Source organism: Streptomyces sp. NPDC005774 (genome assembly GCF_042871645.1).
Taxonomy (GTDB): Bacteria; Actinomycetota; Actinomycetes; order Streptomycetales; family Streptomycetaceae; genus Streptomyces; species Streptomyces pratens.
In genome coordinates this window covers 36,354-61,022 of record NZ_JBIAIV010000012.1, presented here as the reverse complement: position 1 = coordinate 61,022, position 24,669 = coordinate 36,354, and the positions used below count along the sequence as shown (strand labels likewise).

The 24,669-nt window shown below is 72.2% G+C and carries 19 protein-coding genes and 1 pseudogene; 13 read left to right on the top strand and 7 right to left on the bottom strand.

Annotation, left to right across the window (positions count from 1 at the left end):
- The 3 genes from ccrA to ACFYQA_RS14060 all read right to left on the bottom strand — a co-directional run bounded on the left by ccrA (window position 1) and on the right by ACFYQA_RS14060 (window position 4,588).
- Entirely contained in the window at window positions 1-1,338 is a 1,338-nt protein-coding gene (gene ccrA / locus ACFYQA_RS14070) for a crotonyl-CoA carboxylase/reductase (protein WP_388916522.1), read from the bottom strand.
- Window positions 1,339-1,791: 453 nt separating this feature from the next.
- Window positions 1,792-2,604 carry a TetR family transcriptional regulator gene (locus tag ACFYQA_RS14065; protein WP_388916287.1) on the bottom strand — a complete coding sequence of 271 codons (813 nt, stop codon included), beginning with the start codon at window positions 2,602-2,604 and terminating at the stop codon, window positions 1,792-1,794.
- A 169-nt stretch (window positions 2,605-2,773) separates the two neighbouring features.
- On the bottom strand, window positions 2,774-4,588 hold the full coding sequence (locus ACFYQA_RS14060; RefSeq protein ID WP_388916284.1) for a 3-hydroxyacyl-CoA dehydrogenase family protein: 1,815 nt from the start codon (window positions 4,586-4,588) through the stop codon (window positions 2,774-2,776).
- A gap of 386 nt (window positions 4,589-4,974) precedes the next feature.
- On the opposite strand from ACFYQA_RS14060, the gene ACFYQA_RS14055 reads away from it, so the two are divergent.
- A complete protein-coding gene (locus ACFYQA_RS14055) occupies window positions 4,975-5,583 on the top strand; it encodes an adenylosuccinate lyase (RefSeq protein ID WP_388916281.1) in 609 nt (202 codons plus the stop codon).
- 32 nt (window positions 5,584-5,615) lie between these two features.
- On the opposite strand, the gene ACFYQA_RS14050 is transcribed toward ACFYQA_RS14055, so the two are convergent.
- From ACFYQA_RS14050 to ACFYQA_RS14040, 3 genes and pseudogenes are all read right to left on the bottom strand, one after another.
- Window positions 5,616-6,116 carry a GNAT family N-acetyltransferase gene (locus ACFYQA_RS14050; RefSeq protein WP_388916519.1) on the bottom strand — a complete coding sequence of 167 codons (501 nt, stop codon included), beginning with the start codon at window positions 6,114-6,116 and terminating at the stop codon, window positions 5,616-5,618.
- 172 nt (window positions 6,117-6,288) lie between these two features.
- Window positions 6,289-7,866: an alpha/beta hydrolase gene (locus tag ACFYQA_RS14045; RefSeq protein WP_388916278.1), complete on the bottom strand. Its 1,578-nt coding sequence runs from the start codon at window positions 7,864-7,866 to the stop codon at window positions 6,289-6,291.
- Window positions 7,867-8,127: 261 nt separating this feature from the next.
- Window positions 8,128-8,457 (bottom strand): annotated as a pseudogene (locus ACFYQA_RS14040) (radical SAM protein); the annotation flags it as partial.
- Window positions 8,458-8,731: 274 nt separating this feature from the next.
- On the opposite strand from ACFYQA_RS14040, the gene ACFYQA_RS14035 reads away from it, so the two are divergent.
- From ACFYQA_RS14035 to ACFYQA_RS14000, 8 genes are all read left to right on the top strand, one after another.
- Window positions 8,732-9,175, top strand: coding sequence for an SRPBCC family protein (locus ACFYQA_RS14035; protein ID WP_388916275.1), 444 nt, complete (start codon window positions 8,732-8,734; stop codon window positions 9,173-9,175).
- Between the two features lie 301 nt (window positions 9,176-9,476).
- A complete protein-coding gene (locus ACFYQA_RS14030; RefSeq protein WP_388916516.1) occupies window positions 9,477-12,044 on the top strand; it encodes a SpoIIE family protein phosphatase in 2,568 nt (855 codons plus the stop codon).
- Between the two features lie 196 nt (window positions 12,045-12,240).
- A complete protein-coding gene (locus ACFYQA_RS14025) occupies window positions 12,241-12,966 on the top strand; it encodes a class I SAM-dependent methyltransferase (RefSeq protein ID WP_388916272.1) in 726 nt (241 codons plus the stop codon).
- Window positions 12,967-13,128: 162 nt separating this feature from the next.
- The gene (locus ACFYQA_RS14020) at window positions 13,129-13,962 is read left to right on the top strand and encodes a M55 family metallopeptidase (RefSeq protein WP_388916269.1); all 834 of its coding nucleotides are present in this window, start codon (window positions 13,129-13,131) and stop codon (window positions 13,960-13,962) included.
- Window positions 13,955-15,259: a M20/M25/M40 family metallo-hydrolase gene (locus ACFYQA_RS14015; protein WP_386403937.1), complete on the top strand. Its 1,305-nt coding sequence runs from the start codon at window positions 13,955-13,957 to the stop codon at window positions 15,257-15,259. The genes ACFYQA_RS14020 and ACFYQA_RS14015 overlap by 8 nt, the downstream gene beginning before the upstream one ends.
- Window positions 15,260-15,263: 4 nt before the next feature.
- Complete coding sequence (locus tag ACFYQA_RS14010) at window positions 15,264-17,228, top strand: prolyl oligopeptidase family serine peptidase (RefSeq protein ID WP_388916265.1); 1,965 nt, start codon at window positions 15,264-15,266, stop codon at window positions 17,226-17,228.
- A gap of 14 nt (window positions 17,229-17,242) precedes the next feature.
- Window positions 17,243-18,193 carry an LD-carboxypeptidase gene (locus ACFYQA_RS14005; RefSeq protein WP_388916262.1) on the top strand — a complete coding sequence of 317 codons (951 nt, stop codon included), beginning with the start codon at window positions 17,243-17,245 and terminating at the stop codon, window positions 18,191-18,193.
- A 38-nt stretch (window positions 18,194-18,231) separates the two neighbouring features.
- A complete protein-coding gene (locus tag ACFYQA_RS14000) occupies window positions 18,232-18,816 on the top strand; it encodes a GNAT family N-acetyltransferase (protein ID WP_388916259.1) in 585 nt (194 codons plus the stop codon).
- A gap of 152 nt (window positions 18,817-18,968) precedes the next feature.
- Here ACFYQA_RS14000 and ACFYQA_RS13995 read toward each other — a convergent pair whose 3' ends face one another.
- Window positions 18,969-19,319: a VOC family protein gene (locus ACFYQA_RS13995; RefSeq protein WP_388916256.1), complete on the bottom strand. Its 351-nt coding sequence runs from the start codon at window positions 19,317-19,319 to the stop codon at window positions 18,969-18,971.
- 60 nt (window positions 19,320-19,379) lie between these two features.
- On the opposite strand from ACFYQA_RS13995, the gene ACFYQA_RS13990 reads away from it, so the two are divergent.
- The 4 genes from ACFYQA_RS13990 to ligD all read left to right on the top strand — a co-directional run bounded on the left by ACFYQA_RS13990 (window position 19,380) and on the right by ligD (window position 24,661).
- Complete coding sequence (locus tag ACFYQA_RS13990; RefSeq protein WP_388916253.1) at window positions 19,380-19,859, top strand: phage holin family protein; 480 nt, start codon at window positions 19,380-19,382, stop codon at window positions 19,857-19,859.
- 466 nt (window positions 19,860-20,325) lie between these two features.
- Complete coding sequence (locus tag ACFYQA_RS13985; protein WP_388916250.1) at window positions 20,326-21,831, top strand: NAD(P)/FAD-dependent oxidoreductase; 1,506 nt, start codon at window positions 20,326-20,328, stop codon at window positions 21,829-21,831.
- Complete coding sequence (locus ACFYQA_RS13980) at window positions 21,828-23,675, top strand: transketolase (protein WP_388916247.1); 1,848 nt, start codon at window positions 21,828-21,830, stop codon at window positions 23,673-23,675. The genes ACFYQA_RS13985 and ACFYQA_RS13980 overlap by 4 nt, the downstream gene beginning before the upstream one ends.
- Window positions 23,672-24,661 (top strand): non-homologous end-joining DNA ligase, encoded by a 990-nt coding sequence (ligD, locus tag ACFYQA_RS13975; RefSeq protein WP_388916244.1) that lies wholly within the window; start codon window positions 23,672-23,674, stop codon window positions 24,659-24,661. The genes ACFYQA_RS13980 and ligD overlap by 4 nt, the downstream gene beginning before the upstream one ends.
- Window positions 24,662-24,669: the final 8 nt, after the last annotated feature.

Here is a 24,669-nt window from a genome sequence, read left to right as displayed (position 1 = left end):
TCAGATGTTCCGGAAGCGGTTGATGGCGTCCACGTGCTGTGCGCGCTTGACGTGGTCGCGGACGCCCAGGCCCTCCTCGGGGGCCAGGCAGAGCACGCCGACCTTGCCCTGGTGGAGGTTGCGGTGCACGTCGTGGGCGGCCTGGCCGGTGTCCTCGAGGGAGTACACCCGCGACAGCGTGGGGTGGATCTTTCCCTTGGCGACCAGGCGGTTGGCCTCCCAGGCCTCGCGGTAGTTGGCGAAGTGGGAGCCGACGATCTTCTTCAGGGACATCCACAGGTACCGGTTGTCGTACTCGTGGTGGTAGCCCGAGGTCGAGGCGCAGGTGACGATGGTGCCGCCCTTGCGGGTGACGTACACGGACGCGCCGAAGGTCTCGCGGCCGGGGTGCTCGAAGACGATGTCCACGTCCTCGCCGCCGGTGAGTTCGCGGATGCGCTTGCCGAACCGCTTCCACTCCTTCGGGTCCTGGGTGTGCTCGTCCTTCCAGAACTTGTAGTCCTCGGCGGTGCGGTCGATGATCGCCTCGGCGCCCATCGCCCGGCAGAGGTCCGCCTTCTGCTCGCTGGAGACGACGCAGATCGGGTTGGCGCCGCCGGCCAGTGCGAACTGGGTGGCGTAGGAGCCGAGTCCGCCGCTGGCGCCCCAGATGAGCACGTTGTCGCCCTGCTTCATGCCGGCGCCGTTGCGGGAGACGAGCTGGCGGTAGGCGGTGGAGTTGACCAGGCCGGGGGCGGCGGCCTCCTCCCAGCTCAGGTGGTCCGGCTTGGGCATCAGCTGGTTGGACTTCACCAGGGCGATCTCCGCGAGGCCGCCGAAGTTGGTCTCGAAGCCCCAGATCCGCTGCTCGGGGTCGAGCATCGTGTCGTTGTGGCCGTCGCTGGACTCCAGCTCGACGGAGAGGCAGTGGGCGACGACCTCGTCGCCGGGGTGCCAGGCGTTGACGCCGGGGCCGGTGCGCAGCACGACGCCCGCGAGGTCCGAGCCGATGATGTGGTACGGCAGGTCGTGGCGCCTGGTGAGCTCGCTGAGCCTGCCGTAGCGCTCCAGGAAGCCGAAGGTCGCCATCGGCTCGAAGATCGACGTCCACACCGAGTTGTAGTTGACCGAGGAGGCCATCACGGCCACCAGGGCCTCACCCGGGCCGAGTTCGGGCACGGGCACGTCGTCGAGGTGGATCGACTTGCGGGGGTCCTTGTCGCGGGTGGCGAGCCCGGAGAACATCTCCGTCTCGTCCTTGTGCACGGTGATCGCACGGTACGACTCGGGCAGCGGCAGGGCGGCGAAGTCCTCCGACGTGGAGTCGGGCGACTGGATCGCGGCCAGGATGTCCTTCATGGTCACGGTGTTGCCTCCGGCGATGAGCAGCGCCCTGAGGGAGGGGTGCTGAGGGTTACGTCGGTGCTGCTGAGGGTTGGGGGATGCCGTCGGTTCGGCGGGGGTGGTGCTTCGGCAGCGCTTTGTGGCGCGGGAGGGTGCCTGTGACGCAGGCGTCCGGGCGGGCAGGCCTTCCGGCTTGCTGGGACAGCCGGCGCACGAATGGTCTCTGCGCGCCGGCCGCCCGGACTCCTTCAACGTATGGCACGCCGTGACAGCGCGCAAGGCACTGGGTGCCATTAATCGATCTCAGATGAAATCTTTACGTAACAAATGAGCGATGATCGATCGAATGGCACCTGAAGAGGGCGCGAAAAGGGGTCCTGACATGGCAAAACGGCCACCCCGTGGGGTGGCCGTCGTCATAGCGATGAGGGCGTGTTCAGTGCTCCCTCAGTGCTCCTGTGGTGCTCCTCAGTGGTCCTTCAGGGCCCGCTCGATGGTCCGCATCACCTCGTCCAGCGGGGCGTCGGTGCGGGCGACCGTCACCAGCACCTCGCCCTGGGCGGACACAGAGGCGGCCGGAGGTCTCGGCGGCACCGTACGGCGGCCCGCCATGATCCCGTTCCCGAAGGTCTTGCGGACGATCGAGAAGGCGTGGTCGAGCTCCGCCTCCACATCGCCCTGGCCGTCCGCCCTGAGCCAGCGCCGCAGCACATGGTTGTGCGCGGTGACCACGGCGGACGCGGCGACCTCCGCCAGCAGCGGGTCGTCGCCCGCGTCCTCGTCGTGCGCGTGCTCGTCGAAGTGGCCGAGCAGATAACGGGTGAAAAGACGCTCGTAGCGGGCCACCGACGCGATCTCCGCCTCACGCAGGGTGGGCACCTCGCGGGTCAGCCGGTAGCGGGCGACCGAGATCTCCGGCCGCGCCGCGTACATCCGCATGACCTCCTTGATGCCGCGGCACACCGTGTCGAGCGGATGCTCGTGCGCCGGCGCCGCGTTGAGCACCGCCTCGGCGCGCACCAGCGTGTCGTCGTGATCGGGGAAGATCGCCTCTTCCTTGGACCGGAAGTGCCGGAAGAAGGTGCGGCGGGCGACCCCGGCCGCGGCCGCGATCTCGTCGACGGTGGTGGCCTCGTACCCCTTGGTCGCGAACAGCTCCATCGCGGCGGCCGCCAGCTCCCGGCGCATCTTCAGCCGCTGGGCGGCGGCGCGACCGCCTGCGGCGCGTTCCGGCGGCTCGGTCGTGGCAGGTGTACGGGAGGACCTGGCGGGCTGGGACATGCCCCGAACGTACTGCATCCGCGCAGTTCGCTGCGCCGGGCCGGGAACTCCCCCGCCCTCGGGGGGCGGGGGAGCGCTACGGCCCGCGGGCGGCGGGAACCAGCCCGGTTCCAGCAGCCCGCCCCACTGGCCGTCGCCGCGGTACCAGTCGTCCAGGCGGTGCGGCGGCTCAGCGCTTGGCATATTCGCGGAAGCCTCGGCCGGTCTTGCGGCCGAGGCAGCCCGCGGCCACCAGATGCTCCAGCAGCGGCGCCGGAGCGAGCCCCGGGTCGCGGAACTCGCGGTGCAGGACCTTCTCGATCGCGAGCGAGACGTCCAGTCCGACGACGTCCAGCAGCTCGAACGGGCCCATCGGGTAGCCGCCGCCCAGCTTCATCGCGGCGTCGATGTCGTCGAGACTGGCGTAGTGCTCCTGCACCATCTTGACCGCGTTGTTGAGGTACGGGAACAGCAGCGCGTTGACGATGAAACCGGCCCGGTCGCCGCAGTCCACGGGGTGCTTGCGGATCGCCCGGCAGACCTCGCGCACCGTCGCGTGGACGTCGTCCTCGGTCAGCACCGTACGGACCACCTCGACCAGTTTCATGGCCGGCGCCGGGTTGAAGAAGTGCATGCCGACCACGTCCTGCGGACGCGAGGTGGCGCGGGCGCAGGCGATCACGGGCAGCGAGGACGTGGTGGTGGCGAGCACCGCGCCCGGCTTGCAGACCTTGTCCAGCGTCCCGAACAGCTGCCGCTTGACCTCCAGATCCTCGGCGACCGCCTCGACCGCCAGATCCACGTCGGCGAAGTCGTCGTAGGAGCCCGTCGGCCGGACCCGCTCCAGGGCCTGGGCGGCGGCCTCGGCGGTCATCCGGCCCTTGTCGACGGAGCGCGCCAGGGACTTGCCGATCCGGGCCCTGGCCCCCTGTGCCTTCTGCTCGGTACGGGCGGCGAGGACCACGTGATAGCCGGCCTTGGCGAACACCTCGGCGATGCCCGAGGCCATGGTGCCCGAGCCCGCCACGCCCACCGAACGGACCGGCCGGCCTTCGGTGAGCCGGCCCCCCTCCGACGGGGTCAGCGCGTCCCGCACGACGACGGCGCTGCCCGGCTCCTCGTACGTGTAGAAGCCACGCCCCGCCTTGCGGCCCGTCAGACCCGCCTCGCTCAGCTGCTTCAGGATCGGGGCCGGCGCGTGCAGCCGGTCGTGGGACTCCGCGTACATGGCTTCCAGGACCGTCCGCGCGGTGTCGATGCCGATCAGGTCGAGCAGCGCCAGCGGGCCCATCGGCAGACCGCAGCCCAGCCGCATCGCGGCGTCGATGTCCTCGCGGGAGGCATAGTGCGACTCGTACATCGAGGCGGCCTGGTTGAGGTAGCCGAACAGCAGCCCGTCGGCGACGAATCCGGGCCGGTCGCCGACCGCGACCGGCTCCTTGCCCAGATCCAGGGCCAGATCGGTGACCGCGGTGACGGCCGCCGGCGAGGTCAGCACCGAGGAGACGACCTCCACCAGCTTCATCACCGGGGCGGGGTTGAAGAAATGCAGACCCAGCACGCGCTCGGGACGGGCCGAATCGGCGGCGAGGCGGGTGACCGACAGGGCGTTGGTGCCCGTCGCCAGGATCGTCTGCGGCCGCACCACGGCGTCGAGTTCACGGAAGATCTGCTGCTTGGCCTCGTACGACTCCGGCACCACCTCGATCACCAGGTCGGCGTCGGCCGCCGCCGCGAGGTCGGTGGAGGTGGTCACGCGGGCCAGCAGCTCCGCGCGCTGCTCCTCGGTGAGCCGGCCGCGCTCCACGGCGCGGGCGGTCGAGGACTCCAGAGTGGCGACGCACCGCGTGGCCTGGGCCGCGCTGATGTCGATGCCGACGACCTCGCGGCCGGCCTTGGCCAGGACCTCGGCGATGCCGGTGCCCATTGTGCCGAGGCCGACCACGGCGACGGTTCGAAGCGGGGACGCGGGGGTGTCGGGCTGAGGGGACAGGGGAGTGGCCATCGAGGGACTCCAGGAATGAGGGTGACGACGGAGTACGCGCCCGGATGCGCCGAGGGGCGCACCGGGTGCGTACGTACGGAATGCGGGTGATGCCGGGCTGACTGGCGCACACGCCCGGTGCCGTCACGACGGGCACACGCCCGGGAACGGCGGTTCCGACCGGCCCTGTCCCGAGGCCGAGCCGTACTGCGGTACACGCGTACGAGTACCGAACCGACTGCACTCACCGTGGCTGCGTCACCAAACCACCGTGAGGAGAAACGAACAGCGGGAACGCGAGTGGGTAACTCGCTCGATTGAGCTTAACTCGCGGGTAACGAGCGCGCCAGCCCTCGGTGTTTGTGATGTACGTCCCGCCGGCCGGGTGGTCCGTCTAACCTCGGGGCATGGACGAAGAGTTGCGATCGCTCACGGAGCGCTTACGGACCGAGGCGGCCGGATCGGCAGCCGTCGACCGGCTTCTGGCGACCGAGGACCCCGACGCCCTGGCCACCGTGCTCACCGAACCGGGGCAGCCGCTGTGGGCCAGGGAACTGGCCGCCTTCCGGCTCGGGCTCGCGGGGGACCGGCGGGCCTTCGAGTCCCTCGTGCTTCTCCTCAACCACCGGGACCCCCCGCGCTGCGCCGGCGCCGCCTACGCCCTGACCCGTCTCGGCGACCCGCGCACCGCCCGCGCCGCCGCCGCCCTCGCCACCAACGAACTCCGCGTCGCCTACGCCCTGTACCCCGTACGCCTGCTCGTCGCACTGCGCGCCCCGGAGGCAGTGCCCGCCCTGATCACCACGCTGCAGCGGCGGCTGCGCCCGCACGACCCGTACCGCAAGGTCGCCCTCGCCTGCGTGGACGGACTGGGCGAACTCGGCGACACCCGCGCCGAACCCGTCCTGAACGAAGCCCTGGCCCACCCCGCCCTGGCCGAGGCGGCGGTCCACGCCCTGGCGCGGATCCCCGGGCAGCGGTGGGCGTCCGCGCCGCGGATCCCGGGACAGCGGTAGCCCCGCGGGCCGCGCGGCGGCGGCCGGGCCGCTCAGCCGCGGAGATCCTTCACGTACCGCACCTCGGGCACCATCGCCCCGCCCACCTCGAAGGCCTCCTCGGCGCCGTCCGCGGTGAAGCCGGCCCGCTCGTAGAAACGGCGGGCGCGGGCGTTGCCCTTGAGGACCCACAGGTACATGCGCCGGTGTCCGGCGGTGGCGCAGTGCCGGACCGCCGCCGTGAGGAGGGCCCTTCCCACGCCCCGGCCGATGTGCCGGGGGCAGAGGTACAGGGCGTACAACTCGGCGTCCTCGGTGCGTGTCTCGCCGTCCCGGTACGGGCCGAGGGCCACCCAGCCGAGGAGCTCGCCGCCGCCGTCGACGACCAGGTTCACCACGCGCCGGTCGCCGTCCAGCAGGCGGGCACGCTGCCGGTCGGCGTCCGCCGCGACGTCGAGGCCGTCGAGATACGGCTGAGGGACGAGGCCCTCGTAGGCGTGCCGCCAGCCGCGTATACGGATACCGGCGACCTCGGCGCAGTCGTCCACCGCCATCGGGCGCGGCACGAACTCCGCCGGGAACACGGGGGGAACGTCGGCGAGGGCGGGGGCTGCGGTGAGGGTGGGTGTCTCGATCGGCTCACTCATGGCTCCATGGTGAACCAGCGGTCCGACAACGCCGTGCCCCGCCCCACCCGGCTCTCCGCCCCGACGACGTGCCGCCCGCTCAGCTGCGGAAGCCGAGCAGGCCGTGCAGGGTCGAACCGCGGGACGTGGGGGATGCGGCCTTCGACGTCCGCGGCTTCGGGTCGGGCAGCGCCTCGCACACCGCGTCGGCCTCGCCGCGGCCGCGCGGCACGGTGCCGTCGGTCAGGTACGCCGTCAGATGCTCGTCCAGGCAGGCGTTGCCGCTCAGCGTGATGCCGTGATTGCCACCGTCCCGCTCCACCACCAGGCTGGATCCGGCCAGCAGATGGTGGACCGTCACGCCGCCCTGGTAAGGGGTGGCCGCGTCTTCGGTGGCCTGGAAGAGCAGCGTCGGCGGCAGCTTCCCGTTGGCGACGTTCACGGGCCGCAGCGACTCGGTCGGCCAGAATGCGCACGCCGCGTTGTACCAGGCGTTGTTCCAGGTCAGGAACGGCGCCCGCTCGTACACCTCCCAGTTGTCCTTGCGCCACTGCCGCCAGTCCCGCGGCCAGGACGCGTCCCGGCACTCGACCGCCGTGTAGACGCTGTAGCCGTTGGCACCGGCGGTGTCGACCGCGCCGAAGTTCTCGTACGTCTTGACCAGCGGTCCCGAGTCGCCCTCGTTCACGTACGCCGAGAACGCCTCCGCCAGATAGGGCCAGTAGCCGTTGTAGTAGCCGCCCGGCAGGAAGGTGTCCTCCAGTTCGGCCGCGCCCACCTTGTCACCGGCCGGCTTCTTCGCCAGGGCCGTGCGCATCGCGTACCACTCGGCCTCGATCTCCTCCGGATCGGTACCGAGCCGGTACGTGCTGTCGTGCTCGGCGATCCAGGCCATCAGGGCGCGGTGGCGGTCGTTGAAGGCGTGGTCCTGGTTCAGGTTGGCCTCGTACCAGACCTCGGTGGGGTCGACGACCGAGTCGAGGACCAGGCGCCGTACCCGCTCCGGGAACAGCTTGGCGTACACGGCGCCCAGATACGTGCCGTAGGAGTAGCCGAAGTAATTGATCCTCTCCGCGCCCAGCGCCTGCCGGATCGCGTCCATGTCGCGCACCGCGCTGGTCGTGTTCACGTACGGCAGGAGATCCGCGTGCTTCTTGCCGCAGGCGTCGGCGAACGACTTCACTCGCGCGAGGTTGGCCTGCTCCACCGCGCGGGTGCTCGGCACCGGATTCGGCCGCACCGGGGCGAAGAAGCCCGGATCGCAGTTCAGTGCGGGCTTGCTCGCGCCCACCCCGCGCGGATCGAAGCCGATCACGTCGTACTGGGCGGCCACCTCCTTCGGCAGCGAGGCCGCGACGAACCCGGCGAGGGCCAGCCCGCTGCCGCCGGGGCCGCCCGGGTTGACCAGCAGGGGACCCTGGTACTTCTGCGCGGTGTGCGGAACGCGGGACAGCGCCAGGGTGATCTTCCGCCCCTCGGGGCGGGCATGGTCGAGCGGCACCTCGACGGACGCGCACTGCAGCGTCGGATGGTTCTCGGTGCCGCAGTCCTTCCACGCGGGCTTAGCCGCGTGGAACGTGTCGGCGCCGCTCGGTGCGGCCGCCTCGGCGGGCAGGGCCGTCAGGCTCCCGGCCATGACGGCGGCGGCACTGCACAGCACTGCTGCGCGTTTCCTCATGGGTCCTCCCAGGACGGAGGTCGGTGAACCGCGGGCTCACGGTCCACGCGGCATCGTCCCGGAATGAGCCGCTGGACGAACGCGTTCCACCGACTCTTGACCCGATCGGGTCGCCGGATGCCCTCGAATGCTTCTAAAGAAGCGAGAGTTGGGTCGGGCCCGGTGCGAGGGCTCGGAGTGTCGGGACGCGGAGGCGGAGGGGCCGGGGGCGGAAGGGCCGGAGGTGGAGGGGCCGGAGACAGGGGATTTATGGCCCGGAGAGCCGGTCACCGGATGCCCGACGGGCCGCAGACGGTGGGGCCTCTGCGCGCGATTGGGGCCGATGCCGTACTCACGGGCCAGGTCGTGGACCTGACGGGTGATCCTGCGCTGGTACCACTTCGGGGCGTAGGCCTCTTCCGTGTACAGCCGCTCGTACCGGTTCACGAGGTACGGACGGTGCTGCCCGAGCCAGGACATGAACCACTCACCGGCCCCCGGCCGCAGGTGCAGCACGAGCGGCGTGACGGAGGTGGCGCCCGCCGCGGCGATCGCCCGCAGGGTGGAACGCAGTTGCTCCGGCCGGTCACCCAGGAAAGGGAGCAGCCCAGCACGACACCTCCGATCCGGATTCCATGATCCGGCCCTCAAAAGATGTCCACCAACGGGGGTGAACCTCGAGGTGAGGTTCTCCCAGCGCATGACGCCTCCTCGATGGCACTGGCCAAGCACAGACTCACGCAATGGAACAAATGTTCCCTTGATCGCGCGAACGACTGGTTTGAGCACACTCCCGATCACTTCCGGACTCCCGATTTGGGGGGCCGGGCGAGGGGGTGGTTGGCTTGCCCCGACCCCCCGAGAACCGATGTCCTGGAGGAAAGCGATGGCGCAGGTCGAGGCCACTACGGAGCGGATCGTCGTGGCGGACGCGGAGACGGTGTTCGATGCCCTCGCCGACTACAGCGGCACGCGAGGGAAGCTGATGCCCGAGCAGTACAGCGAGTACGAGGTCCGTGAGGGCGGTGACGGCGAGGGCAGCCTCGTCCACTGGAAGCTCCAGGCCACCAGCAAGCGCGTCCGCGACTGCCTCATGGAGGTCACCGAGCCGAGCGACGGCGAACTGGTCGAGAAGGACCGCAACTCGTCCATGGTCACCACCTGGCGCGTCACCCCGGCCGGGGAGGGCAGGTCCCGGGTCGTCGTGACCACCACCTGGACCGGCGCCGGGGGCATCGGCGGCTTCTTCGAGAAGACCTTCGCCCCCAAGGGCCTCGCGCGCATCCACGACGCGCTGCTCGCCAACCTCGCCACCGAGGTCGAGAAGTAGCCGGTGCGGCGCCATGAGGGGGCCGGCGGCGCCATGAGGCGGCCGGCCCCCCTTACGGCGCGGGTCATGCGAGGGTGCCCGCCTTTCGCCGGGCCGTCCCATCCGCTGCCCGCCGGCCGCGACCGTGCTCCGGGTCACTCGAGGGGAAAGGGGATTCGGAACGGACGTCCGTGCGGTGGGATGTGCTCCCGTGCGAACACCGATGGTCAATTCGCGTATTGCCACACATCGCAACCAGCCGTGCCCGTACGGTGGAACGCCGGTACAGATCTTGGGATCCGTGGGAGAGAGGGCCTGGGCCATGGACCGTGGCACCGAACGGGACGCACCGTCCGGCCATGGAGCCGAGGACGGCGCGGTGGCCGAAGGTCTCGGTGCCGGCCGGATCCCGCTCGCCGTCGTCGTCGTGGACCGCGACGGGCTGGTCTCGCACTGGAGTGCAGGCGCACGACGCCTGTTCGGGCTGTCCAAGAACGACGCCCTGGGCCGCCCGGCCGTCGATCTGCTGCCGGTCTTCGGCGCCCTCCCCGAGGACGGGGAGGAGAGAGGAACCGGGTGGCACGCGGCGTACGCGTCGTACGCGGACTACGACGGTCCCGGCCCCGGTCTCGAGTCCTCCCTCGGCCGGGGCCTTTCCTATCCGGCCGCGGGCCGAGCCCGCCTCGAGGCCCCTGCCCGGGCTCCCGCTGGCGAGCCCGGCTCCGGACCCGGAGCAGGACCCGCTCGCGAACCCTGCCCCGGCTCCGGACCCGGAGCAGGACGTGTCGACGTGCTGTGGTGGGCCTACCCGCTGGTCGGCCCCGGCAGCGAGCGGCTGCTGGTGCTCGCCGCCGACGCAGACGCGCTGCACGGCGACGAGACGGAGGCGTTCGAGCGGATCGCCCCCGGATTCGCCCTGCACACCGACTTCCCCGGCTCCACGGACCTGGCCCGCCGACTCCCCGAGATCCTGCCCAGCATGAGCGTCGGGGAGAGTGCCCGGATCGCCGCCCAGATCCTCGAACTGGGCTATCCCATCCTGGAGTTCAGCCAGAACGAGCGGGTGCCCGTCACCCCCGACTGGGGCGTGCCCCGCCGCACCGAGCGCAAGGCGCGTCGCGAACGGGCCGCACGGGCCCGCGCGGCCGGCGAACCCGTGCCCGAGGGCCGGCGAGACGAGGCCGAGGACCTCGAGTACGCCGCCGTCCGCGAGCATCTGGAGTTCCTCAACGAGGTCAGCTCCCGGATCGGCACCTCCCTCGACCTGTCCCGCACCATCGTCGAGGTCAGCAAGGCCGTCGTGCCCCGCTTCACCGACGTAGCCGGCACCTATCTGCGCGAACAGGTCGTCGCCGGTGAGGGTTTCGACGAGGGCGTGCCCGACACCACCACCATGTGGCACCGGGTCGCCCTCGAGCACACCGACGAACCCGGCCGCTGGGACGACGTCGTGCCCGTCGGCGAAGCCATGCCCTTCCCGGCCCACACCCCGTTCTTCCAGTGCATGACCACCGGCGAGCCCGTCCTCGTGCCGTGCATCAGCGAACAGATGGGGCATGCCGTCGCCTCGCAGTTCGAGAAGCGCGACATCCGCCCGCTGATCACCGGCCGTTCGATGCTCGTCGTGCCGCTGAAAGCACGTCAGGTCGTCCTCGGCTTCATGATTCTGCTGCGCCACCCACAGCGGCAGGTCTTCAACGACATGGACCGCGTCACCGGCGCCGAACTCGCCGCCCGCGCGGGCCTGGTGATCGACAACGCGCGCATGTACACCTACCAGGAGAACGTCGCCGAGACGCTCCAGGACAGCATGCTCCCGCACATCCCGCCACGCATGGCGGGCTGCGACATCGCCACCCGCTATCTGCCGGGCACGCTGCTCGGCCGGGTCGGCGGCGACTGGTTCGACTCGGTGAAGCTGCCCGGCGCCCGCACCGCCTTCGTCGTCGGCGACGTCATGGGCCACGGCCTGAACTCCGCCGCGATGATGGGCCAGTTACGCACCGCCGTGCAGACCATGGCGGGACTCGACCTGCCGCCCGCGCAGCTGCTGCGCAACCTCGACGACCTCGCCCAGCGGCTTGGTGAGACCCACCTGGCGACCTGTCTGTACGCCGTCTACGACCCCATCGCGAGCGAGCTGCACCTTGCCAACGCCGGACACATCCCGCCCGTCCTGGTCCGTGCGGCGGACGGCCGCAGCGAACTGCTCGACCTGCCCACCGGTGCCCCGATCGGCGTCGGCGGTGTGCCGTTCGAGTCCGTGCGCGTACACGTGGAGCCCGGCGACCGGCTGGTGATGTGCACCGACGGACTGGTCGAGGTGCGCGGCGAGGACATCGGTGTCGGCCTCGCCGCCCTGTGCGAATCCGCCGCCCACCCGGCCGCGTCCATGGACGACGCCTGCGACACCATCATCCGATCCCTCGCTGTGACATTTTCGGAAGCGGGGCGCGGCGGCCGCAAGGACGACGTGGCCCTCCTGATGGCACGCCTGAGCGGGATCGAGCCCGACCACGTCGCCGAGTGGCGACTCGTCCCCGACCCGTCGGAGGTCACCCGGGCCCGCGCCATGGTCCGCGAACAGCTCTACGAGTGGGGCCTGGAGAAGCACGCCGACAACGCCGAGCTGATGGTCGGCGAACTCGTCACCAACGCCGTACGGCACGCCCACGCCCGGCCCGTCGCGCTGCGCCTGGTCCGCGGCGACACCCTGCTGTGCGAGGTGGAGGACGACGACCACGAACTGCCCACACTCCTCAACACCGGGCCGACGGACGAGTTCGGGCGCGGACTGCGAGTGGTCAGCAGGCTCGCGCGGGAGTGGGGCACCAGTCGGACCCGTTCCGGTAAGAGCGTCTGGTTCGAACTGACGCTGCCGCGCCGCTGATCCGGCACGCTTCCCGTCGCTCTCTCCTCTCCCCCTCTCCCCTCTTACCTCTCCTGTCCGACGCGAACAGGGGCTCATCCGAGGCGAACGGGGCGTGAAGGAATGCGCCGTGTCCTTGTCGGCGTGCCCCGGCGCGCGATACACCGTACTGGCCCGTCATACGGGCGGATTCGCTTCGGACCCTGGGGAGTCGGGCATGAGCGTGACCAGTCGGTACCGGGAGGCGTGGGAAGGTTTCTGGCGCGAGGCGCCGGGCGGGCAGGGGGGAGTGTTCTGGGATGCGGAACCCACCCTGACCGTCGTCCGCCACCTGGCCCTGTTCGAACCGTATCTGTCCGATCCCGGTCTGCCGCTGGTCGACCTGGGCTGCGGCAGCGGCACCCAGACCCGCTTCCTCGCCGACCGCTTCCCGCACGTCTTCGGCACCGACCTGTCCGCCGCCGCCCTGGACCACGCCCGACGTGCCGATCCGGCCGGCCGGGCCTCCTACCGGCGGCTGGACGCCTCCGACAAGGGCGAGGCGCAGAGCCTGCACGTGGAGCTCGGCGACGTCAACGTCTACGTGCGGGGTGTGCTGCACCAGTGTGAGTCCGACGACCGGCAGCCCCTGGTGGACGGCATCGCCACCCTGGTCGGCGACCGCGGCCGTGCTTTCCTCGTCGAACCCTCCGAGGCCGCCGGGGCGTTGCTGCAGAACCTTACGGCCTCGCCCGCCGGCCCGCCGCCCAAGGTGGCGGCGGTCTTCCGGCACGGCATAGCACCCGGCAGGGTGGCGGACGACGCGGTGCCGGAGTTCCTGGCCGCGGCCGGACTGACCCTCCTGGTGAGCGGCACCGCGCCCCTCACCACGACGGAGTACGCGCCCGACGGCTCCCGCATCGAGCTGCCGTCCGTCTGGTACGTGACGGGACGTGCGGGGTGACCGGAGTCTGTCGTTCGGATCGGGCCGGGCTCGCAGGCTGCTGAATGGTATAGGGGCAGGTGGGAGGCGGTCTCGTGCGTCCTGTACCGTCATTGGTCTGGGCCGGTGAGAGTTTTCCACAGGTCTGGCAGACCTGTGGCGGCACAACGTAGCGTGAGGCGCATGAAGATCCTCATCAGCGCCGACATGGAGGGCGCCACCGGCGTCACCTGGCCGGCCGACGTGCTGCCGGGCACCCCGCAGTGGGAGCGCTGCCGGTCCATGTTCACCTCCGACGTCGACGCCGCGGTGCGGGGCTTCTTCGACGGCGGCGCCGACGAGGTGCTGATCAACGAGGCGCACTGGAGCATGCGCAACCTCCTGCTGGAGCGGCTCGACGAGCGGGCCGAGATGCTCACCGGCCGGCACAAGTCGCTGTCCATGGTCGAAGGCGTGCAGCGCGGCGACGTGGACGGCATCGCGTTCATCGGCTATCACGCCGGCGCCGGCATGGAGGGCGTCCTCGCCCACACCTTCCTCGCCAACTCCATCACCGGGGTGTGGCTGAACGGCGAACGGGCGAGCGAGGGCCTGCTCAACGCGGCCGTCGTCGCCGAGTACGGGGTGCCGGTCGTCCTGGTCACCGGCGACGACGTGGCCTGCGAGGACGCGCTCGGCTACGCGCCGGAGGCGCTGAAGGTCGCGGTCAAGGACCACGTGTCGCGGTACGCGGCGGTGTGCCGGACGCCTGCCCGGACGGCCTCCGACATCCGCGCGGCGGCCAAGGACGCCGCCGCGCTCGCGGTGCGCCACGAGCCGGTGGCCGCGGGCCCCTTCACCGTCGCGGTGGAGTTCGACGCCGAGCATCTGGCTATGGCCGCCACCGTCGTGCCGGGCGTGGCCCGGACCGGCGAGCGGAAAGTGGCATACACCAGCACAACCATGTACGACGGGATCCGCACCTTCAAGGCGGTCACCACGATCGCCTCGGCCGCGGTGGAGGAACAGTATGGCTGACGAACACGCCCTGGACGAGGTCGTGACGTTCACGTCCGACCTCATCAGGATCGACACCACGAACCGGGGCGGTGGTGACTGCCAGGAGCGGCCCGCCGCCGAGTACGCGGCGGAGCGGCTGGCCGGAGCGGGCCTGGAACCGGTGCTGCTCGAGCGCACCCCCGGCCGGACCAACGTCGTCGCGCGCCTCGCGGGCACCGACCCGACTGCCGACGCGCTCCTCGTCCACGGTCACCTCGACGTCGTACCGGCCGAGGCGGCCGACTGGAGCGTGCACCCGTTCTCCGGCGAGGTGCGCGACGGGGTGGTCTGGGGGCGCGGCGCCGTCGACATGAAGAACATGGACGCGATGATCCTCGCCGTGGTGCGGGCCTGGGCCCGCCAGGGCGTGCGGCCCCGGCGCGACATCGTGATCGCCTTCACCGCCGACGAGGAGGCCAGCGCCGAGGACGGCTCCGGCTTCCTCGCCGACCGGCATCCGGAACTCTTCGAGGGCTGCACCGAGGGCATCAGCGAATCGGGCGCCTACACCGTCCACGACGGCGCCGGCCGGCAGCTCTACCCGATCGCCGCGGGAGAACGCGGCACGGCCTGGCTGAAGCTCACCGCCCGCGGGCGGGCCGGCCACGGCTCCAAGGTCAACCGGGACAACGCGGTGACCCGCCTCGCCGCCGCCGTCGCCCGCATCGGCGAGCACGAGTGGCCGCTGCGGCTCACCCCGACCGTCCGCGCGGCACTCACCGAACTCGCCGCCCTGTACGGTGTCGACCCCGACCTGTCCGACGTGGACACACTGCTCACCAAACTGGGCCCGGCCGCGAAACTCGTCGAGCACACCCTCCGCAACAGCAGCAACCCGACGATGCTGGACGCCGGCTACAAGGTCAACGTGATCCCCGGCCAGGCCGAGGCCTACATCGACGGACGGATCCTGCCCGGTGGCGAGGACGACTTCCGCTCCACCCTGGACCGGCTCACCGGGCCCGACGTGGACTGGGAGTTCCAGCACCGGGAGCCGGCCCTCCAGTCGCCGGTGGACTCGACGACGTTCGCCCGGATGCGGGCCGCGGTGCAGGAGTTCGCACCCGAGGGGCACCCCGTGCCGTACTGCATGTCCGGCGGCACGGACGCGAAGCAGTTCTCCCGCCTCGGCATCACCGGCTATGGCTTCGCCCCGCTGAAGCTGCCGGAGGGCTTCGACTACCAGGCCCTCTTCCACGGAGTCGACGAGCGCGTCCCGGTCGAGGCGCTCCACTTCGGCGTCCGCGTCCTCGACCGGTTCCTGCGGACGGCCTGAGCTCATGGGGGAGACGGTGCGAACCCTGCCGTACGGCGAGTGGCCCTCGCCCATCGATGCGGCCACGGCCGCGGCGCACGACGGAAGCCCCGAGTACGTGGGATTCGTCGGGGACGAGGTGTGGTGGACCGAGCCCCGCCCCGCCGAGGACGGCCGGCGCACCCTGGTGCGCCGGCACTCCGACGGCACCGAGGAGTCCGTCCTGCCCGCGCCCTGGAACGTGCGCAGCCGGCTCCACGAGTACGGTGGACGGCCCTGGGCCGGCTTCGTACGGGACGACGACCCGCTCGTGGTGTTCGTCGACTTCGCCGACCAGCGCCTCTACCGGTACGAACCGGGCGGCGAGCCGCGACCTCTGACCCCCGTCTCCCCGGTGGGACAGGGGCTGCGCTGGGCCGAGCCGACCCTGCTGCCGGACCGCGGCGAGGTGTGGTGCGTCCTGGAGGAGTTCACCGGCGACGGACCCAGTGACGTGCGCCGTGTCCTGGCCGCCGTACCGCTGGACGGCTCGGCCGCCGACGACCGCGGTGCCGTGCGCGAACTGACCGACGGCCGGCACCGGTTCGTCACCGAGCCGCGCCTTGCGCCCGACGGGCGACGCGCCGCCTGGCTGGCCTGGGACCATCCCCGCATGCCCTGGGACGGTACCGAGCTCCGCCTCGCCGACGTCGCCCCCGACGGCACCCTGCACGACGCCCGCACCGTGGCCGGCGGCCCGGACGAGTCGGTCGCCCAGGTCGACTGGACACACGACGGCCGACTGCTCCACACGAGCGACCGCACCGGCTGGTGGAACCTCTACCTCGACGGCGAACCCGTCTGCCCGCGCGAGGAGGAGTTCGGCGGGCCGCTGTGGAAGCCGGGGTCGCGCTGGTTCACCCCGCTGGACAGCGGCCTGATCGCCGTCGTGCACGGCCGGGGCGCCGCCACGCTCGGCATACTCGACCCGGAGAGGGGCGAGGTCGTCGACGCGGCCGGACCCTGGACCGAGTTCACGCCCACGCTCGCGGCCCACGGCGAGCGCGTCGTGGCCGTCGGAGCGAGCCCGCACAGCGCCCACGAGGTCGTCGAGCTGGACACCCGAACCGGCAGGGCCCGGGTGATCGGCACCCCGCACAAGGACGCCGTGGACCCCGCCCACTACCCGCAGCCGCAGGTCCGCACCTTCACCGGGCCGGACGGCCGCGAGATCCACGCCCAGGTGTACCCGCCGCGCAACCCCGGCTGCGCCGGGCCCGACGGCGAGCTGCCGCCGTACGTGATCTGGGCACACGGTGGGCCCACCGGCCGGGCACCGCTCGTGCTCGACCTCGAGATCGCCTACTTCACCTCGCGCGGCATCGGCGTCGCCGAGGTGAACTACGGCGGCTCCACCGGTTACGGGCGCACCTACCGGGACCGGCTGCGCGAGCAGTGGGGCGTGGCCGACGTCGAGGACTGCGCCGCCGTCGCGCTCGCCCTCGCCGACGAGGGCACCGCTGCCCGCGACCGGCTCGCCGTCCGCGGCGGCAGCGCCGGCGGCTGGACCACGGCCGCATCCCTCACCACGACCGACGTCTACGCCTGCGGCACCATCATCTACCCGGTGCTCGACTTGACCGGTTGGGGCCCGGGAGAGACCCACGACTTCGAGTCCCGGTACCTCGAGAGCCTCATCGGCCCGCGCGCCGAAGTCCCCGAGCGGTACGCCGAACGCTCGCCCGCCGCGCACGCCGACCGGCTCACCGTGCCGTTCCTGCTTCTCCAGGGCCTGGACGACCGGATCTGCCCTCCCGTGCAGTGCGAGCGGTTCCTCGCCCGACTGGAGGGCAAGGATGTGCCGCACGCGTACCTCACCTTCGAGGGAGAGGGGCACGGCTTCCGGCGCGCGGAGACCATGGTGCGCGCACTGGAGGCCGAACTGTCTCTGTACGCCCAGGTGTTCGGGCTGTCGGTACCGGACGTGCCGGTCCTGGAACTGACCCGATGAGCCGGGCCGCACCGATGAACCGAACCGCGTGGACGAGCCGGGCCGAGCCGTTGCGGCGGCCGCCCCGGCTCGGCCCCGGCGCCCGGGTGGCCGTCGTCGCGCCCAGCGGGCCCGTGCCGGAGGAGCGGCTGCAGGCCGGTCTCGACACGCTGCGCGGCTGGGACCTCGACCCGGTGGCCGCCCCTCATGTCCTGGACCGCCACGGCGAGTTCGACTACCTGGCCGGCAGCGACGCCGACCGGGCCGCCGACCTGCAGGCCGCCTGGTGCGACCCCGCCGTGGACGCGGTGATCTGCGCCCGGGGCGGCTACGGCGTGCAGCGCATGGTCGACCTGCTCGACTGGCCGGCGATGCGGGCCGCCGGGCCCAAGGTCTTCGTCGGGTTCAGCGACATCACCGCCCTGCACGAGGCGTTCGCGACCCGGCTCGGCCTGGTCACCCTGCACGGGCCGATGGCGGCGGGCGTCGACTTCCTCAAGAACACCCGTGCGCAGGAGCACCTCAAGGCCACCCTGTTCGCCCCCGGGACCGTCCGCACCCTCGCCTCCGACGGCACCGCGCTGGTCCCCGGCCGGGCGCGCGGCGTCACGCTCGGCGGCTGCCTCGCCCTGCTCGCCGCCGGCCTCGGCACCCCGCACACCAGGTCCTCCGCGCGTGGCGGACTGCTGTGCCTGGAGGACGTGGGGGAGGAACCGTACCGGCTCGACCGATACCTCACCCAGCTGGCGCGGGCCGGCTGGCTCGAGGGAGTGTCGGGGCTGCTGCTCGGCTCCTGGGCACAGTGCGGCCCGTACGAGAAGGTGCGGGCGCTGCTCGCCGACCGGCTCGGCGGTCTCGGCGTGCCCGTGGCCGAGCAGTTCGGGTTCGGGCACTGCGACGGGGCACTCACCGTGCCGTTCGGCGTCACGGCCGAACTCGACGCGGACGCCGGCACCCTGACGCTCGACGAACCGGCGCTGAGCTGAACCCGTCCCGTACCCGCGGCCCGGCGTAGGGTGGCACGGTGCCGCACCACGCTTCCCGCTACCTCGCCGAAGGCCCCCGTGTGGGCATACGCCACTTCACCCACGCGGACAGCGCCGAGTTCACCGCCCGTGCCCGGGAGAGCAAGGACCTGCACCACCCCTGGCTGTTCCCGCCGGACAGCGCCTCGGCGTACTCCGCGTACGCGCAGCGGCTGATCGAGGACCCGACCAGGGCCGGCTTCCTGGTCTGCGAGAAGGCGGACGCCGAGGCGGGCCCGGACGACGGAGTCCGTGACGGCTCCATCGCCGGGTTCATCAACATCAACAACATCGTGCACGGCGCGTTCCAGTGCGGCGTCCTGGGGTACGGCGCGTTCGCGCACGCGGCGGGACGCGGGCTGATGCGCGAAGGACTGGACCTCGTCGTACGGCACGCGTTCGGACCGATGCGGCTGCACCGGCTGGAGATCAACGTGCAGCCCGCCAACGCCGCCTCCATCGCCCTGGCCCGTGGTTGCGGATTCCGCCTGGAGGGATTCTCACCGGACATGCTCTTCATCGACGGCGCCTGGCGCGACCACGAACGCTGGGCCCTCACCCGCGAGATGCGGGGGCTGCGCTGATGCCGCACTGATCGCACAGGCGCGTACGGTGCCCCGCAGCCCGGAAGGCCGCCGACGCAGCCCCGTCCCGATCCCGCCTCCCCTGTTAGGACGGGGGGCGCACGGATCACGCGGGACGGGCGGGGACGGAGCCGCGGCCGTGGCCGGGTGGGTCAGCCGGCGAGACGGTCCGCGTACTCGTGGACGGCACCGTCCGGGTGCCGCGCGATGAGGTTGCGGCCCACCGGTGTGGGGAGCGGGCCCGCGATGATGTCCGCTCCCATGTCGGCCGGCACCCGGCCGGCCTCCTCGACGTCCTTCACCGCGATGGTCGCCGCCACCTTGCGCAGCACGTCCAGTTCGGCCGCGGGGCCGCTCATCAACAGGAGGCAGCCGACGGCGGCCACGTGGACACCGGCCCGCTCGAAGCGCGGGGCCCTGCCTCCCGCCGGCCGCTCGTAGAAGGGGATCGCGGTCTCGATGTCGTCGACGCAGACGCGCAGTGTGGCACCCAGAATCTCCATGGCGACGAGCCTGGTTGGGGAACGGCGTTACGCGCGTGGGGCGTTGGGTACCCGGGCGTCATGCAGCGTTTGGAGCACATGCAGCATCTGGACAAGCACCTGGTCGACGAGTTGGCGCAGGTGGCCCGCGAGAGCGTACGCGACGAGCTGCGTGAACAGGCACGGGGGCAGCGCCGCAAGGCCGCCCTGTACGGCGCGTCCGGCGCCGTCGCCCTGTACGCGGGCGCGGCCGTCGCGCTGGCCGTGGGGCTCGCCCTCGCCCTCGTCCTGCCGGGCTGGGCCGCCGCACTGATCACGGCCGTGATCCTGGGCGGCCTGGCCTACGCACTGCGGAACGCGGCCCGCCCCTCGCCCGCCCCTGGGCGCGGGACCGCCGGGCAGGCGTCCGTCCCCGGGCAGCAGGACGCCGAGCGCGGGCGCGCCGGTGGCATCGCCCCGCCGGTGCCGTCGACGCCGCCCGCCACGGGCCCCGTAGCGCCGCGGCCGGATGTCCCGGCCCCCGGCGCGCCGGGCCCCGATACGCCGGGTCCCCGGGCCTGACCGGCAGCGGGGCAGGATCCGCACGAGGCGGACGAAGGCACGGGCCGCGGCCCGTGCCTTCGTCGTACCGCATCCTCGTCGTACCGCATCCTCGTCGTACCGCATCCTCGCCGGGTCGCCGGGTCGCCGGGTCGCCGGGTCGCCGGGTCGCCGGGGCACTGGGGCACTGGGGCACTGGGCATGCTCGTCGTTCCACGGGCGGTGGTGCGAGATCGCAGTGCCCGGAATCCGGCCCGTTCGGCCATCCGCGCGTGCTCCACCGGCTCGACGGGACCGTACTGCCCCCACTGCCCCGTGAGGGGAAACAGCCGTACTCGGACATGGGGTGCTTCCGGGACAGGGGAGGGATGGGGTTCCGGTCCGGAGCCCCGGGGCCAGGGGCGGAAGCCGGCGGACGTTTGGTGACCCCGGCCAGGGGGACGCGGAAGTCTCCCGAGGTACGTGACGACAGCCCCGGAGGCGAACCGTGAGTCGACCCCGCACAGTGATCGTCGGTGCTGGCTTCGCCGGATACCGCACGGCCCGCGCCCTGTCCCGGCTGGCCCGGGGCCGGGCCGACATCACCCTGCTGAACCCGACCGACTACTTCCTGTACCTGCCCCTGCTGCCCCAGGTCGCCGCCGGCATCCTGGAGCCGCGCCGGGTCACCGTCTCCCTCTCCGGAACACTGCGGCAGGTACGGCTGGTGCTGGGCGAGGCCGACCGCATCGACCTCGACGCCCGGACCGTGCACTACACCGGCCCCGAGGGCGACGGCGGCAGCCTCTCCTACGACCGGCTGGTACTGGCCGCCGGCAGCGTCAACAAGCTGCTGCCCGTCCCGGGTGTCGCCGAGCACGCGCACGGCTTCCGCGGGTTGCCCGAGGCACTGTACCTGCGCGACCACGTGACCCGGCAGGTGGAGCTCGCGGCGGCCACCGACGACCCCGCCGACTGCGCCGCCCGGTGCACCTTCGTGGTGGTCGGTGCCGGTTACACCGGAACCGAAGTCGCCGCGCACGGAAAGCTGTTCAGCGACGCGCAGGTCCACAAGCATCCCATGCGGACGGGCATGCGGCCCCGCTGGCTGCTGCTGGACATCGCCGACCGGGTCCTGCCCGAACTCGACGAGCGGCTCTCCCGCACCGCCGACCGGGTACTGCGCGAGCGGGGCGTGGACGTGCGGATGAAGACCTCCGTGAAGGAGGCCACGCGCGAGGGAGTGCTGCTGACCGACGGGGAGTTCGTCGACACGCGGACGCTGGTGTGGTGCGTGGGGGTACGGCCCGATCCGCTCGCCGAGTCGCTGGGGCTGCCCATGGAGCGCGGGCGGCTGCTGGTGGACCCGCAGTTGCGGGTGCCGGGGCGGCCCGAGGTGTTCGCCTGCGGTGACGCGGCGGCGGTGCCCGATCTGGAGGAGCCCGGGCAGTACACCCCGATGACCGCGCAGCACGCCTGGCGGCAGGGCAAGGTCTGCGCCCACAACGTCGCCGCCTCCCTCGGTGACGGCGAGCCCCGCGCCTACCGCCACAGCGACCTCGGCTTCGTGGTGGACCTGGGCGGTGTGAAGGCGGCGGCCAACCCGCTCGGCGTCAACCTGTCCGGTCCGGTGGCGGGGGCGGTCACCCGCGGCTACCACCTCGCGGCGATGCCCGGCAACCGGGTGCGGGTCGCCGCCGACTGGTTGCTGGACGCCGTACTGCCGCGGCAAGCCGTGCAGTTGGGGCTCGTACGGTCCTGGTCGGTGCCGCTGGACACGGCGTCCCCGGAACTGGCCAGGGTGCCCTTGGGCCCGGGGCGGAAGAGGTCCGGCGGCGAGGCCGCCGAGCCGGCCGCCGAGCCCACCGGGGGCCGGCCGGGCGGTGAACCGGAGAAGAGGCGGCCCGACCCCAGGCCGCCCACCGGCCCGCACCTCGCCCCGGGCCCCGTCAAGCGCACCGACAGCTCCGATGATTCCGCCGATTCCGCCGATCCCGTTGAAGGAGACTCATGAACACCGGTGAACTCGTCGAGTTCGGGCAGCAGTTGCGCGTGGACAGTGTTCGCGCCGCGGCCGCCGCCGGCTCTGGGCACCCCACGTCCTCGATGTCCGCGGCCGACCTGATGGCCGTCCTGCTGGCACGCCACTTCCGCTACGACTTCGAGCACCCGGACCACCCGGGCAACGACCGTTTCGTCCTCTCCAAGGGGCACGCCTCACCCCTGATGTACGCCGCGTTCAAGGCGGCCGGCGCCATCGACGACGAGGAACTCCTCACCTTCCGCAAGCTCGGCAGCCGCCTCGAAGGCCACCCCACCCCCCAGCGGCTGCCCTGGGTCGAGACGGCCACCGGGTCGCTCGGCCAGGGACTGCCGGTCGGCGTCGGTATCGCGCTGGCCGGGAAGCGGCTAGACCGCTCCGGCTACCGGGTGTGGGTGATGTGCGGAGACAGCGAACTGGCCGAGGGATCGGTGTGGGAGGCCGCCGAGCACGCCGCGTACGAGAACCTCGACAACCTGACCGTCCTCGTGGACGTGAACCGGCTGGGCCAGCGCGGCCCCACCCGGCACGGCCACGACCTCGACGCCTACGCCCGACGCTTCGAGGCCTTCGGCTGGCACGCGGTGGAGGTGGACGGGCACGACGTCGACGCCGTCGACCGGGCGTTCGGGAAGGCGTCCTCCACCAAGGGGCAGCCGACCGTGATCCTCGCCCGCACCCTCAAGGGCAAGGGCGTCGAGGCGGTGCAGGACCGCGAGGGGATGCACGGCAAGCCGCTGCCGGAGGCCGACGAGGCGATCGCCGAACTCGGCGGCCCCCGCGACCTGCGCGTGAGGGTGCCGAAACCGTCCGCCGCCCGCGCGCTGCACGCCGTGCACACCGGGCAGGCCGAACCGCCCCGGTGGGACAAGGGCGAGAAGGTGGCGACACGCAACGCCTTCGGTGAGGCGCTGGCCGCCCTCGGCACCGTGCGCGGCGACGTCGTGGCCCTGGACGGGGAGGTCGGCGACTCCACGCGCGCGGAGTTCTTCGCCAAGGAGCACCCCGAACGCTATGTCGAGTGCTACATCGCCGAGCAGCAGATGGTGGCCACCGCGGTCGGGACGGCGACGCGCGGCTGGGTGCCCTACGCCGCCACCTTCGCCGCCTTCCTGACCCGCGCCCACGACTTCATCCGCATGGCGGCGGTCAGCGGTGCCGGCATCAACCTCGTCGGCTCGCACGCCGGGGTCGCCATCGGCGAGGACGGGCCCAGCCAGATGGGCCTCGAGGACCTGGCGATGATGCGGGCGGTACACGGTTCCACGGTGCTCTACCCCTGTGACGCCAACCAGACCGCGCGTCTGGTCGCCACGATGGCGGACCTCGACGGCATCCGGTACCTGCGTACCTCACGCGGTGAGAGCCCCGTGATCTACGGTCCCGACGAGGAGTTCCCCGTCGGCGGCAGCAAGGTCCTGCGTTCCTCGGAACGGGACCGGCTGACGCTGCTGGCGGCGGGCGTCACGGTGCCCGAGGCCCTGGCCGCCGCGGACGCGCTGGCGGGGGAGGGCATCGCGGTACGGGTGATCGACCTGTACTCGGTCAAGCCCGTCGACCGGGACACCCTGCGCCGGGCCGCCGAGGAGACCGGCTGCCTGGTGACCGTGGAGGACCACCATCCGGAGGGCGGCCTCGGGGACGCGGTTCTCGACGCGTTCACCGACGGACGGCCCGTGCCGCGCCTGGTACGGCTCGCCGTACGCGGCATGCCGGGTTCGGCCTCTCCCGAGGAGCAGTTGCGCGCCGCCGGCATCGACGCGGAGTCGATCGCGGCGGCCGGGCGGCTGCTGGTGGAGCAGGCGATCGTGCCGTGAGCGGCGAGGACACTGCGCGGATCGTGCGGGCCGGGCGCCGCACCGTGCGGATCCACCGGCCGGGGAAGGTGCTCTTTCCCGGCGGCGGGGGCGCCGGGGAGTACACCAAGGGTGACCTCGTCGACTACCACCGGGCTGTCGCCCCCTTCATGCTGCCGCATCTGCGGGGCCGCCCGCTGATGCTGGAACGGCACCCGGACGGCGTCGGCGGGCCCACGTTCATGCAGAAGAACACCCCCGGGAACTACCCGGAGTGGATCACCCGCGTCGAGGTCGCCAAGGAGGGCGGCACGGTGTGCCACACCGTGTGCGACGACACGGCGACCCTGCTCTACCTCGTCGACCAGGCGAGCATCACCCTGCACCGCTGGCTGTCCCGCGCCGGCCCGGCCTGCGGGGGCGACCGTCCGGACCGGCTGGTCTTCGACCTCGACCCCTCGCGGGACGACTTCGAGACGGTCCGGGAGGCGGCCCGGCTGCTGAAGGAGCTGTTGGACGAGCTGAACCTGCCCTCGGCACTGATGACCACGGGCTCCCGCGGGCTCCATGTGATCGTGCCGCTCGCCGGCGACCACGCCGTCGACGAGGTGCGCGCCTTCGCCCTCGAGGTCGCCGACACCCTCGCCGACTCCCATCCCGACCGGCTCACCACCGCCGCGCGCAAGAAGGACCGCGGTGACCGGCTCTACCTGGACGTGCAGCGCAACGCCTACGCGCAGACCGCGGTCGCGCCCTGCACCGTCCGCGCCCTGCCCGGCGCCCCCGTCGCGACCCCCCTCTCCTGGGGCCGGCTGGACGACCCGGAGCTGCATGCCCGCCGCTGGACCGTCGCCGACGCCCTCGACCAGCTGCGTACCGACCCCTGGGCCGGGCTGCCGCGCCGGGGCCGGACCCTGGGCCCGGCCCGCCGACGGCTGGAGACGCTGCTCGGCCGGCCGTCCCGGCCGGCCGAGCAGGCACGGAGCGCGGCTGCGGCAATCGGGTGAACCCCGGG